The organism is Anaerolineae bacterium, from assembly GCA_011176535.1.
Classification (GTDB): Bacteria; Chloroflexota; Anaerolineae; order Anaerolineales; family DRMV01; genus DUEP01.
The window spans coordinates 1-12,904 of sequence record DUEP01000060.1 but is presented as its reverse complement, the minus strand read 5'-3'; the positions used below and the strand labels follow the sequence as shown (position 1 = coordinate 12,904).

The window sequence follows — 12,904 nt, the reverse complement described above, 5'->3', positions numbered from 1 at the left end:
GCGACCACGGCGCGCAGGCGCAGCCGCTCGGCCCGCAGGCGGCTTTCCAAAGCCCGGGCCAGGCGCTGGCCCAGACGCCGCAGATCGTGACGCAGGTCATCGCGGTTAGGCGTGGCCTTTTCGGCGGCCGCGGTGGGCGTGGGCGCGCGCAGGTCCGCGGCGAAGTCCACCAAGGTGAAGTCCGTCTGATGCCCTACGCCGGTGATCACCGGGGCAGCCGAAGCGACCACGGCGCGCACCACCCGCTCATCGTTGAAGGCCCACAGGTCCTCGGCCAAGCCGCCCCCGCGGGCCAGGAGGATCACATCCGGGCGGACATAGGTGTTCAGGGCCTCCAGGGCGCGGATGATGGCCTCGGGCGCCTGCTCGCCCTGGACCAGGGCGGGGGCCAGCACCACCTCGGCCAGAGGATAGCGCCGGCGGATGGTGTTCAACATGTCCCGCAGGGCCGCCCCTGTGGGCGAGGTCACGATGCCGATGCGCCGCGGAAAGGGCGGCACCGGTCGCTTGCGCCCCTCATCGAACAGCCCTTCGGCTTCCAGGCGGGCTTTGAGGCGCAAAAACTCGCGGTAGAATTCCCCTTCCCCCAAGGGGCGGATGGTGTCGGCGTACAACTGGTACTGCCCCCCGGCCTCATAAACGCTGATGGCGCCGTGCACCTCGACTTGTTGCCCGTTTTGCGGCAGAAAGCGCAGGCGCATGACGCGCGGCTTCCACATCACCACGCGCAACTGCGCCCTGGCGTCTTTGAGGGTAAAATACAGGTGCCCCGAACGCGGACGCGAGACGTTGGACACTTCCCCCTGCACCCAGATATCGGCCAGGTTGGCATCGCTTTCCAGCAAATCCCGAAGGTAACGGGTCAAATCAGCGACCGTCCAGACCGGCGGGCGGTTGAAGTTGAACAGGTCCTCGAGCATGGTGATTGTAGGATACCCCGACTGGTGAGGGATGTCAATATGTGCGGTGTGCGAGGCGCAGACAGGAGCTCGGGCAAAAACCCTGCGTTGCCCCTCCAATCGTGGCGCGTTGGGGTCGTCGTAGGGCCGTGGGTCGTTGGGGCTGACAGGCGCACAGCCCATCCCGTGTCAGAGCGGGGCCCCGTCATCCTCCGGCCATCCCTGCGTTCTTATGGGACATAAGAGTTCCAAGTCAATGGAGCATCACCGCAGCGTGTTATAATCGCGGCCTTGCCTGAAATTCGGTACAATGAGTGCAACAGGAGTCCCCACGATGTTGCCCGAACTGGAGCCCGGCGATATCCTCGAACTGCGCAAGCCTCACCCCTGCGGGAGCACCCTGTGGCAGGTGGTGCGCCTGGGCGCGGACATCCGCCTGGAATGCTTAGGCTGTGGACGCCGCATCATGCTGCCCCGCCGCCGCCTGGCCCGCCAACTCAAGCGCCGCATTCCCGCCGAGGCGCCGCCGGGGGAGGCCGCCCCAAGGGAAAGCCAGCCATGAAACCCATCTCCCGCGTCTTGCGATGGCTGCTGCCCTGGCTGGCCCTTTTGGGGATGACAGGATGCAACCTGCCTCAGCCGGGGGCGACTGCAACGCCCACGGTGGACCTCACGGCGGTCTACGCCACGGTGAGCGGGCTGCCCACGGCGACGGCGGTTCCCCCCTCCACGCCAGCCCATACACCGGCGGCCACCATATCGCCACAAGCCACCACCCCAGCCTCTCCGCCTCCGGACGCCACGGCAGGGCCGCCCTGCAACATGGCCGCCGCCGCGCCCCATCTGGACATCACCATACCCGACGGCACCGTGTTGCGCCCCGGCCAGCCTTTCACCAAGATCTGGCGGCTGGTCAACGCCGGGTCATGCCCCTGGACGCCGGACTACGCCGTGGTCTGGTTCGCCGGAGCCCGGCTGGGCGCGCCCACGGTGGTCCCCCTGGGCGTGCAAGTGCTTCCCGGCCAAGCAATGGACATCGCCGTGGACATGGTGGCGCCGCCGCGTCCCGGCGCCTACATCTCCTACTGGAAACTGCGCGACGCCGACGGTCGGCTCTTCGGCATCGGGCCGGGGGAAGGCTCGCCCTTCTGGGTAAGCATCATCGTGCAGGTGGAGGGCACGGCCACCCCCACCGACACGCCCACCTCCACCCGCACCCCTACCTTCACCCCAACGCCCACCCCGGTGGTGTATGCTGAGGGCACTCTGACCCTGTCCCCTGACGACCAGGTGGACCTGGACGGCATGGCCCTGACCAACACGGGAGCGGATATCGGCTACACCGTGAGCCCCGAAGGCGCCCACCAAATCACGCCTCTCCACGAGGCACGGCTGGGCGTGTACGGCCTCGCGCCCCCTTCGCCGCAAGACTGCGCCAACGCCGCCAAAGCCCAGGTGGCCGTTCCCCTGGAGCCGCTCAGCCCCGGCACCTACCTCTGCGTGCAAACGGATCAGGGCCGCCTGGGCCGGTTGCGCTACCAGGGCCTGGAGGGTGACACGCTCAACCTGGAAGCGGTGATTTGGGAGGAAGGCGGGTAGCGAGTGGCGATTTACGATTTGCGAGCGGCGGACGGTGAAACCATGCCTACCCTTTATCTCGTTTCGACGCCCATCGGCAACCTGGAAGACATCACCCTGCGGGCGCTGCGGGTGCTGCGAGAGGTCTCCCTCATCGCGGCCGAGGATACCCGCCGCACACGCCAACTGCTGCGCCACTACGACATTGCCACGCCGCTGCTCAGTTTCCACGAGCACAACAAAGCGGAGCGCATCCCGCGGCTGCTGCGCGCCCTAGCCCAGGGTGATGTGGCCTTGGTCTCCGACGCCGGGACACCGCTGGTCAACGACCCGGGCTACGAACTGGTGGTGGCGGCCATCGAGGCCGGTTTCCCCGTGGTGCCGGTACCCGGCCCCAGCGCGCCCTTAGCCGCCCTGGTGGCCTCTGGGCTGCCCACCGACGCCTTTCTCTACCTGGGCTACCTACCGCGCAAAGCCGGAGAACGCCGTCGCCGCCTGGAACAGGTGGCCGGGCTCCCCTACACCCTGCTTTTTCTCGAAACCCCTCAGCGGCTGCGCGCCGCCCTGCGCGATCTGGGCGCCGTGCTGGGCCCACACCGCCGCATCGCCATCGCCCGCGAGTTGACCAAGGTGCACGAGGAAATCTGGCGCGGCACATTGGAGCAGGCCGTGGCCCACTTTCAGCAGCACGAGCCCCGGGGGGAGTTCACCTTAGTGGTGGCGGGGGCCCCCTCCGAGGTTCGGGAATGGAATGAGGGGGAACTGGACGAAGCCATTGCCCACGGACTGGCCCAGGGAGTGCCGCCTTCCCGGCTGGCCCGAGAACTGGCCGGGTTGTCCGGCAAACCCCGCCGCTGGATCTACCGCCGCATCCTCGAGCGCGCCCAAAGAGAGACCTGACCCGCTTCCGCCGCCGCTGGGGTACAATGAAACCCAGGAGGTGGTTATGCACGCACCCAAGTGGACCCCCACTCTGCTTCTGGCTTGGCTGGCTCTGGCCGTGCTCAACGGCTGCAACCTCCCCTCGGCGCAGGCAACGCCCGCGCCCACAGCCTCCCCATCCCCCCACGTGGTCAACCTGGTGGTGGAGCAAAGCGCCACCGGCGTGTACGCCGTGGTGCAGGGATCCCTGGGCGACGAATGCACTACCTTATCCCCCAAGGTGTCCTTCGCCGGGGACACCTTCACCCTTGACCTCAACCCACAACATCATGGCAACTGCCCGCCCGCTCTGGTCGCCTTTCAGGAACGCCTGTTGTTGCCCACCATGGGGTTGCCCCCCGGCACTTACCGCGTGCGCGTGGGGGATCTGGAGCAAATCTTCTTCTTGAGCGTGCCCAATGGCGCCACTGCCTCACCTGTGCCGGGGGAGGGCAGCACCCCCCCGCCCCAGGGCACGCCCGGCACGGTCACCCCGGCAGCCGCGGCCAAAGGGCGCATCACGGGCATCATCTGGCACGACCTTTGCGCCTCTGGGGTGGAAGGCCAGCCCGCACCGCCTACCCCGCCCTCCGGCTGTGTAGGCGACGCCGCCACAGGCTACCACGCCGACGGCACCCGCCAGGCCGAAGAGCCGGGCATCGCCGGGGTGAAGGTCACCCTGGCCCAAGGCCCCTGCCCGGGCACCCCCTTGAGCGACACCACCACCGACGACCAGGGGGCTTTCACCTTCGAAGACCTCTCACCCGGTACCTATTGCGTGGCGGTGAACACCCAAGATCCGGTCAACGCGGCCATCCTCCTCCCTGGCGAGTGGACTTCCCCCCAGGACGGGTCCGGTCAGCAGACCGTCACCGTGGAAGCCAACGCCACCGTGCAGGCCGACTTTGGCTGGGACTACCAGTTCCTGCCCCAACCTGAAGCCTGCGAGGACCGGGCCGAATTCGTGGACGAAACCATCCCCGACGGCACAGAAGTGCAGCCCAAGACCGCCTTCACCAAAACCTGGACGCTGCGCAACACGGGCACCTGCACCTGGACAACGGAGTATCGCGCCGTGCGCATCGGCGGCGAAGCCATGGACGCGCCGGATAGCGTCCCCCTGCCCCACCCGGTCCAACCCGGGGACGAAGGGGTGATTTCGGTGGACTTCACCGCCCCCGAAGCGCCGGGCACCTACCGCTCGGAGTGGCAGTTGCAAAACGCCCAGGGGCAACGTTTTGGTCTAGGCGCCCAGGGGAAAGGCAAATTCTGGGTTGAGATTCAGGTGCCTGCGCAGGAAGCCCAACTCAACCTGGGCGCCCCCACGGTGAGCGACCCGCTGAACAGCGCTGCCCGCTGGTATTTGCTGGACGAAGCCGACGCCCGCTTCGCGATGAGCGACGGCTATCTGGTGATGCACGGGCTGAACCCAGGGATGCTAGACTGGTGGGGTCTCTCCTCCTACCCCGCCCTGAGCGATGCCTTCATCGAGGCCACCTTTGTGGTGGGGCCCATCTGCCAGGGGCGTGACCGCTATGGCCTCATCGTCCGCGCGCCTAACACCAGCCAAGGGATCATCCTGGAATTCGCCTGCAACGGCGACTACCGGATCTACCGCTGGGACGGCAGCAACTACACGGCGCTCAAGCCCTGGACGCGCGGCACAGGCATCCTCACTGGGCCCAACCAGACCAACCGCATGGGGGTGTGGCTGAAAGGGGCCACCATCAAACTGTACGCCAACCGCATCCTGCTGGCCGAGGTGAGCGATAGCACCTACACCAGCGGACTGTTCGGCCTGGTCGTCGGGTCGGCCCACACGCCCGACTTCACCGTATCGGTGGACAAGGTGGAGTACTGGACCCTGCCCTGACCGGGCTCAGGACTGCGGCGCGGACAATCCCAAGGCCTGCATGACGAGCGCCACGCGGGCCTGCATCTTGGCGCGGTCGCGCTCCTCGGCGAAATGGGCCAGCAAATCCTTGGCGGAGAGGGAAAACCCCGAGGCGGATTGACCCCGCAGGCGCGCAGCAGCCAGATCGGCCAGGGCCATCAGTTTGCGGCAGCGGCGACTGCCCGTGGCGACCACCTCGCTCAAACGTCCCCCCTCCACCCGCGCCAAGAACGCCACCCGATGTCCGCCTTCACGGGCCTCCGTCCCCAGGGGGGTGAACCCTTCAGGGACTTCATTCACCCAATGGCGTAAACCCTGACGATGGTATTCGGCGACCTTCATTCGCTTGCCTCCTTTGACGACGCGGTTCCCACCGTGGTCCAGCGCCAATCCGCATAGGGGAAAGGGTAATCGCCTTCCACCTGGCGTTCCGGTACCCACATCCCCTGCACCCACTCCGCGGCATAGGTTTCCAGGCGATGGGGGCCATAGCCATCGCCCGCGTCCAGATACAGTCGCCCATGGGCCCTTTCGCCCGGATGGGGCGGATAGAGGCGCAGTTCCAGGGTCTCCTCGCCGGCGTCCTCCAACGGGAGGATGGTGCCGGCCCGCACGAAGAGGGGGATCCGTTCCAACGGCGCCGCCACAGGCTGCAAGCCCCCCCCTTCGTAAACCTGGCCGGTCCAAAAATCATACCATCGCCCCGGCGGGAAGCGCACCCTGCGCGTTGTGACCCCTGGCTCGGTCACCGGCGCCACCAGCAGCGCCTCGCCTAGCAAAAAGGCATCGTCCACCGCCCACAGGTCGGCCTCCTCCGGATGGGTCCACCACAGGGGACGCACCAGGGGCCAACCCCGCTGCGAGGCTTCCCAGGCCAGGGTGTAAAGATAGGGCATCAGGCGCATCCGCAAGCGGGCAAAAGCGCGCACAATGCTCAGGTAAGGCTCCCCAAAATGCCACGGTTCGCGGGGAGGGCTGATGATCGAAGAGTGAATGCGAAAGAAAGGCAGGAAGGCGGCCAGTTGGAACCAGCGGGTGAACAGTTCTCCATCGGGGGCTCCGGAAAAGCCGCCGATATCCGGTCCCGAGTAGGGGATGCCCGAAAGGCCCAGATTGAGCATCTGGGCCACGGTCATCTTCAGGGCCTCCCAGGTGCTCTCCGTGTCCGCCGTCCAGGTCCAGGCGTACCGCTGCACGCCCACCCAGCCCGAGCGGCTTAGAATCCAGGGACGGCGTTCAGGGCGCAGGCGACGCAGGCCCTCAAACCCGGCGCGATTCATCAGCAAACCGTACAGGTTGTGGGCCACGCGATGGTCGCCGCCCTGGCCCTCGAAGTGGTGCTGGACACGGCGGGGAAATGTGGGGTCCCCCTGGGCGACGAAAGTGCTGGGCTCGTTCATATCGTGCCACACGCCGTCCACGCCACGCTCAGTCAGAAAAGCGTACTGCTCGGCCCACCACTGGCGGGCGTGAGGCGCGGTGAAATCGGGGAAAGCGCACCATCCGGGCCACACCGGCGCGTGGAACTCGCGGCCATCGGGCAGGCGGCAGAACACGCCCCGTGCCACACCGCTACGGTACACCGGGTAGTCCGGGTCCTTCTTGACGCCGGGATCGACGATGGGCACCACCTGCACCCCCTGGGCATGGGCTTGCCCGGCCAGGGCCGCCAGGTCGGGGAACCGCTCCGGAGCGCTGGTGAACACCCGCTTGCCGTGCATGTGGTCGATGTCCAGATGGATGGCGGCCAGGGGAATCTCGTGGCGACGATAGCCGGCCAACACACCCGCCACCTCGGCCTGGGTGCGGTACCCCCAGCGGGACTGATGCAGCCCCAACGCCCAACGGGGCGGGAGCGGAGGACGGCCCGTGAGTTCCGAGAAACGTTCCAGAGCACGCTCCACCGGGCCGGGGATGAGGTAATAGCGCAGCGCTCCGCCCTCAAAGGTGACCTTCATCCGGTCGCCCAACACCACCTGACCCTCGTGAGGGTTTTCGTAAAAGATCAGATACCCCGGCGCAGGGCGGTGAACCCACAGGACCGGGGCGGTGAGGTAGAGCGGGTCTTCTCCAAGGCCATAGGAGCCGCCGGGGTCGCGGTTCCACAGGCGATAAGTTCCGGGCCGCAGGTTGAACGGCGCCGCCGGTTCCCCCAGGCCGAAGACTGGCGCCGCAGGATGCAGGTCCGCACTGTGCACCCAACCCTCGCCGCGACGCTGGGGAAAAGCCTCCCGGCGCAACACCGCGCCTTCCCGCATCCGTTCCACCTTGAGGCCATCGGGGGCCAGCGCCAGGGCCAACTCGGCGGAGCGCAACCGCCAGGTCTCGCCCTTCTGGCCCAGCACCACCCCCACCTCAGGCCACTCGGTGCGGGCCAGGGCGTAAGGGGGCGGCACCGCTCCCGGCGTCCAGGTGAGACGCAGCAAATCCGAGGACAAAAAGAGCACCTCCAAAGTCGCGTTGGCAAAGCGGAACCGCACTCCCGAGGGCAACGGTTCGACGGCCAGCAAGGCTCCCACGGCCACCGGCGCCTCTGATGGCGCAGGGGTTCGCTCCCAGCGGGCCTTCTGGCGGGTGTAGCGCAAGGCACGCCAGGCGTTTCCCAGGCCCACAAAGGCCACGCCGCGCAGCAAGTCAGCCAATCGCCTCATGACACCATCCTCAGCAATGAGGCTTCATTGAACTTCCGCCCAACGGTTGACAAATCGTCAAGTCATTGTACAATAAAACGCGAGGAGAAGCCAAACATGATGCTCTGGTTTGCCGCCTACGCCTATTTCTATTTTTACGGCACCCCACAGACGGGCTGCCGTTGGCGGTATGGGACGGCGTAGGCGCAAACCCTGTTTCGGGTACCGTCCGGGCGAGGCCAACGGCCTCGCCCTTTTTCATTTTCCTACTCAGGAGGAGGTGCCGTATGCCCATCCGAGGAATACGCGGAGCCAACAGCGTGGCCGAAAACACCCCCCAGGCCATTCTGGAAGCCACCCGTGCGTTGCTGCTGGCCATCGTGGACGCCAACCCGGGCTTGCGCCCGGAAGACATGGCCAGCATTTTCTTTACCCTGACCCCCGACCTGAACGCCACCTACCCCGCCTTCGCCGCCCGGCAGTTAGGGTGGGTCCATGTGCCTTTGTTGGGAGCGCAGGAAGTCGCCGTGCCCGAAGCCATGCCCCGCATCGTGCGGGTGCTGGTGCACTGGAACACCGAGCGCCCCCAGGAGGCCATCCGCCATGTCTACCTGGGCCGCACCTCCCGGCTACGCCCCGATCTGGCCCGCGGCCCGGAACCCCTTTCCACGCCCATCCCCTCACTCAAGGAGCGGTTGCCATGATGGTACTCATGCACGCCCAGGCGAAAGACGAAGAAATCGCGGCTGTGCTGCATTGCGCCCGGCGACACGGGCTACGGCCCCATCTCTCCCGGGGGGCCGAGCGGGTGGTCATCGGCCTCATCGGCGATACCCGCACGGTAAACCCGGCCGCTTTTTTGCGGCTTTCCGGCGTGGCCGATGTGGTGCGCCTTTCGCGGCCCTACAAGTTGGCCTCCCGGGAATTCCACCCCAACCCCAGCCAGGTGCAGGTCGGGCCGGTGACCTTGGGCGGCCCGGAAGTGGTGTTCATCGCCGGGCCGTGCTCGGTGGAAAGCCGCAGCCAACTGTTGGAAACGGCCCACGCCGTCAAAGAGTCCGGTGCCCACCTGCTCCGCGGCGGCGCCTTCAAACCCCGCACCTCGCCCTACTCCTTCCAGGGATTGGGCGAGCGCGGCCTGGAACTGCTGGCCGAGGCTCGCGAAGTTACCGGGCTGCCGGTGGTCACCGAAGTACTGAGCCCCGAGCAGGTACCTTTGGTGGCCCGCTACGCCGACATGCTGCAAATCGGCGCGCGGAACATGCAAAACTTCCCCCTGCTGCGGGCCGCGGGCCAAAGCGGTAAGCCGGTGCTGCTCAAGCGGGGCATGAGCGCAACCCTGGATGAGTTCCTCCTGGCCGCCGAGTATATCCTCAGCGCAGGCAACGACCAGGTGGCCCTCTGCGAGCGAGGCATCCGCACCTTTGAACAGACCACCCGCAACACCACGGACATCAACGCCATCCCCGCCCTGAAACAACGCACCCATCTACCTGTGCTGCTGGACCCCAGCCACAGCACCGGCCACTGGCAGTATGTGGGGCCGGTGGCCCTGGCAGGGGTTGCCGCGGGAGCTGATGGATTGATCGTGGAAGTGCATCCCCACCCCGAAGAGGCCCTTTCCGACGGCGCGCAATCCCTCAAGCCGGAGCGTTTCGCCGCCCTGGTGCGCCAGGCCCAGGCGGTGGCCCTGGCCGTCGGCCGGGCCGTGGCCGCCCCGGTGGAGGTGCGGCCATGAGCGAAGGTGAGTTTCCCACCCTGGCCACCGCCCGCGTGGCCATCGTTGGTCTGGGGCTGATCGGCGGCTCGCTGGCCCTGGCTTTGCGCCCCCACTGCGCCACCCTGCTGGGGGTGGACCCCGACCCGCAGGCCCGCGCCTGGGCCCAGCGCCGCGCTCGCTTCGATGCGGTGGCCGCCGATCCCGCCGCCGTGCTGCCGCAGGCCAATGTAGTGCTGCTGGCCGCGCCAGTCAGCGCCATCTTGCGGCTCATCCCGCGCCTGCCTCGGTGGGTGCGAGGTCCTGCGCTGGTGCTGGATGTGGGCTCGACCAAAGGCGCCATTGCGCAGGCCCTGGCCCAACTCCCCCCGCCGTTGCAGGCCGTAGGAGGACATCCCATGGCCGGGAAAGCCCTCGCCGGGGCTAAACACGCCGAGGCCACCTTGTTCCAGGGCGCCCCTTTTGCTCTGGTGGACCTGCCCAACACCGGCCCCCTTGCCCGACGCCTGGCCCTGGACATCGTCGCCGCCCTGGGAGCACACCCCATCTGGATCGAGGCCTCCGCCCATGATGAAGCCGTGGCCGCGGTGAGCCACCTGCCCTACCTGCTGGCCCTGGCGCTGACTCTGGCCACCCCGGAAGAGGCCGCCGCGCTCCTCGGCCCCGGTTTTCGCTCTGCCAGTCGCTTGGCCGGCTCGCCGCCGAACCTGATGGCCGACATCGTGGGCCACAACCTGCCCGCCCTGCGACGCGCCTTGGCCCGCTTTCGTCAAAGCCTGGCCAAAATCGAAGCCGCCCTGGAAAATCCCTCGGCCCGCGCCGCGCTGTTCGCCCACGGCCAGCAAGCTCATACCCGCCTGCTGGCCCGCGCACGCCAGGAGCCGCCGCTCCTGAGCAAACCATCGTGACCCGGCACTGCCGCGCCCGCCCCATCCCTACATCTGAAACGCTCCAAAACTTGGAGGTTTTTCCGCTTTGTGCTATAATCGCTTGCAATAAGGACAACAAAATATCGCGGCACTCTTATCCAGAGAGGTGGAGGGACCGGCCCTGTGAAGCCTCGGCAACCGGAGTCGTGGTCTGGCTCAGGGGGTTGCAAAGAGTAACGGCACGGCTTCAAGGTGCCAATTCCGGCAGACGGAGTTCTGGGAGATAAGAGGGCGGCCGCGCATCAATCCTTGATGTGCTCATGCCCTTCTCTTCCAGGAAGGGCTTTTTTGTTCTTCTCGCCCCTCCACCCAGAGTGCCCACTTCTCCCTGAGGAGGTTTCGATGAGCACTTTCATGAATTCGGCGCGTTATTTGTTCACCTCGGAGTCGGTCACCGAGGGCCACCCGGACAAGCTGTGCGATCAAATCAGCGACGCCGTGCTGGACGCCTGCCTGGCCCAGGACCCCGCCTCGCGCGTGGCCTGCGAAACGGCCACCAAGACGGGTTTCGTGATGATCTTCGGCGAAATCACCACCAACGCCGACCTCAACTACGATGAACTGGCCCGGCAGGTCATCCGGGAAATCGGCTACGACAGCAGCGAAAAAGGCTTCGATGCCGAGACGGCCGGGGTTCTGGTGGCCGTGGCCAAGCAATCCGGCGACATCGCCATGGGCGTGAACAAGGCCCTGGAAGCCAAAACTGGGGAAATGTCCGACGCCGAAATCGAAGCCATCGGCGCCGGCGACCAGGGCATGATGTTCGGCTTTGCCTGCACCGAGACGCCCACCTACATGCCGCTGCCCATCTATCTGGCCCATCGCATTACGCGCCGCCTGGCCGAGGTGCGCAAGCAGGGACTCTTGCCCTGGCTGCGCCCCGACGGCAAGAGTCAGGTGACCATCGAATACGAGTACGGCAAACCCAAACGGGTGCACACCGTGCTGGTCAGCACCCAACACGCGCCCGACATCTCGCAACAAGCGATCCGCGAGGCCATCATCGAAGAGGTGATCAAGCCCGTGCTGCCCCCCGAACTGGTGGACGGCGAGATCCGCTACTTCGTCAACCCCACCGGCCGCTTCGTCATCGGCGGCCCCATGGGCGACGCAGGCATGACCGGACGCAAGATCATCGTGGACACTTACGGCGGCATGGGCCGCCACGGCGGCGGCGCCTTCAGCGGCAAAGACCCCACTAAAGTGGACCGCTCCGGCGCCTACGCCGCCCGCTGGGTGGCCAAGAACATCGTGGCCGCCGGGCTGGCCGAACGGTGCGAAATCCAGGTGGCTTACGCCATCGGCGTCGCCAGACCCGTCAGCGTAAATGTGGAGACCTTCGGCACCGGGCGCATCCCCGACGAAGAGATCGCCCGCCTGGTCAACGAATTCTTCGACCTGCGTCCCGGCGCCATCATTCGCGACCTGAACCTCCGACAGCCCATCTATCGCCAGGTGGCCGCCTACGGTCACTTCGGTCGCGATGACCTCGACCTCCCTTGGGAGCGCACCGACAAAGCCGAACAACTGCGCGAAGCCGCCGGCCTGAAGACCACGGCCTGAGGCACCCATCCTGGGGCAACACAAACCACAGGCGGGCCCTTTTCGGCCCGCCTGTGCGCTTTTCACCCAATCCCCAAGGGCGTTTCACACGCCTAAATGAGGCCCGAACTTCTTCACGATTTTGGCTTTGGGTTTGTAGCCCGTCAGGCGGGCTTTGACCTCCCCCCCCACCACGGCCATCAAAGTAGGCACCCCCAGCACCCGAAAGCGCATCACCACCTTGGGGGCCTCGTCGGCGTTGACCTGGACCACCTTGACCTTCCCCTGCCATTCAACGGCCAGTTCCTCCACGATGGGGTCCACCATTTTGCACGGCCCACACCAGGGCGCGGTAAAGTCAATCAGCACCGGCAGCTCCGACTGCAGCACTTCCTCCTGAAAGTTGCTGTCATCCACCTGAAGCACATGGGCCATCACCATCACCTCCAGCCAGAGATGCCTCAAGCATACCCAGAGGATGGTGGAAAGTCAAGCAAGGAGCGCCCAAAAAAGGTACAATCGAAGGGGAAGCCAACATCCGACGCCTGGCCATTGCCTCTCCCCGCCGTCAAAACCCGCCCCGTCGAAGCCGATAACTTACACTCAAGGAGGAGTGAATCATGCGCCGGCACATGCCTTTCCTTCGCTTCGGGTTGCTTCTTGGGGGGCTTGTGGCCCTCTTGACCGCCTGCCAGTGGCCCGCTCCCGCCACCCCTGCCGCCACCCTCGCACCTCAAAACGCGGTGGCCACCATGGTGGCGGGTACCCTCACCGCCCAGCCCCCGCCCCCCACG

General features: G+C 66.5%; 12 protein-coding genes and 1 riboswitch. Of the genes, 8 read left to right on the top strand and 4 right to left on the bottom strand.

Annotation, left to right across the window (positions count from 1 at the left end):
- Window positions 1–920 (bottom strand): exodeoxyribonuclease VII large subunit (xseA, locus tag G4O04_06630; GenBank protein ID HEY58196.1); only part of this gene is annotated, 920 nt, incomplete at its 3' end.
- Between the two features lie 313 nt (window positions 921–1,233).
- Here xseA and G4O04_06625 point away from each other — a divergent pair.
- From G4O04_06625 to G4O04_06610, 4 genes are read left to right on the top strand one after another with little or no spacing between them, the layout of a single operon-like run.
- The gene (locus G4O04_06625) at window positions 1,234–1,461 is read left to right on the top strand and encodes a DUF951 domain-containing protein (protein HEY58195.1); all 228 of its coding nucleotides are present in this window, start codon (window positions 1,234–1,236) and stop codon (window positions 1,459–1,461) included.
- The gene (locus G4O04_06620) at window positions 1,458–2,498 is read left to right on the top strand and encodes a hypothetical protein (GenBank protein HEY58194.1); all 1,041 of its coding nucleotides are present in this window, start codon (window positions 1,458–1,460) and stop codon (window positions 2,496–2,498) included. Before G4O04_06625 ends, G4O04_06620 begins: the two co-directional genes overlap by 4 nt.
- Window positions 2,499–2,540: 42 nt before the next feature.
- The gene (rsmI, locus tag G4O04_06615; protein HEY58193.1) at window positions 2,541–3,377 is read left to right on the top strand and encodes a 16S rRNA (cytidine(1402)-2'-O)-methyltransferase; all 837 of its coding nucleotides are present in this window, start codon (window positions 2,541–2,543) and stop codon (window positions 3,375–3,377) included.
- Window positions 3,378–3,423: 46 nt separating this feature from the next.
- Window positions 3,424–5,271: a hypothetical protein gene (locus G4O04_06610; GenBank protein HEY58192.1), complete on the top strand. Its 1,848-nt coding sequence runs from the start codon at window positions 3,424–3,426 to the stop codon at window positions 5,269–5,271.
- Between the two features lie 6 nt (window positions 5,272–5,277).
- On the opposite strand, the gene G4O04_06605 is transcribed toward G4O04_06610, so the two are convergent.
- Window positions 5,278–5,634 (bottom strand): nicotinate phosphoribosyltransferase, encoded by a 357-nt coding sequence (locus G4O04_06605; protein ID HEY58191.1) that lies wholly within the window; start codon window positions 5,632–5,634, stop codon window positions 5,278–5,280.
- Window positions 5,631–7,943 (bottom strand): hypothetical protein, encoded by a 2,313-nt coding sequence (locus G4O04_06600; GenBank protein ID HEY58190.1) that lies wholly within the window; start codon window positions 7,941–7,943, stop codon window positions 5,631–5,633. The genes G4O04_06605 and G4O04_06600 overlap by 4 nt, the downstream gene beginning before the upstream one ends.
- A 266-nt stretch (window positions 7,944–8,209) precedes the next feature.
- On the opposite strand from G4O04_06600, the gene aroH reads away from it, so the two are divergent.
- From aroH to G4O04_06580, 4 genes are all read left to right on the top strand, one after another.
- A complete protein-coding gene (gene aroH / locus G4O04_06595; GenBank protein HEY58189.1) occupies window positions 8,210–8,626 on the top strand; it encodes a chorismate mutase in 417 nt (138 codons plus the stop codon).
- Window positions 8,623–9,660 (top strand): 3-deoxy-7-phosphoheptulonate synthase, encoded by a 1,038-nt coding sequence (aroF, locus tag G4O04_06590; GenBank protein HEY58188.1) that lies wholly within the window; start codon window positions 8,623–8,625, stop codon window positions 9,658–9,660. Before aroH ends, aroF begins: the two co-directional genes overlap by 4 nt.
- Window positions 9,657–10,547, top strand: coding sequence for a prephenate dehydrogenase/arogenate dehydrogenase family protein (locus tag G4O04_06585; protein ID HEY58187.1), 891 nt, complete (start codon window positions 9,657–9,659; stop codon window positions 10,545–10,547). The genes aroF and G4O04_06585 overlap by 4 nt, the downstream gene beginning before the upstream one ends.
- Before the next feature lie 112 nt (window positions 10,548–10,659).
- Window positions 10,660–10,798: riboswitch (SAM riboswitch) on the top strand.
- Between the two features lie 124 nt (window positions 10,799–10,922).
- Window positions 10,923–12,131, top strand: a complete 1,209-nt coding sequence (locus G4O04_06580) for a methionine adenosyltransferase (protein ID HEY58186.1) — start codon at window positions 10,923–10,925, stop codon at window positions 12,129–12,131.
- A gap of 84 nt (window positions 12,132–12,215) precedes the next feature.
- On the opposite strand, the gene trxA is transcribed toward G4O04_06580, so the two are convergent.
- Window positions 12,216–12,548 (bottom strand): thioredoxin, encoded by a 333-nt coding sequence (gene trxA, locus G4O04_06575; GenBank protein HEY58185.1) that lies wholly within the window; start codon window positions 12,546–12,548, stop codon window positions 12,216–12,218.
- Between the last annotated feature and the right edge of the window lie 356 nt (window positions 12,549–12,904).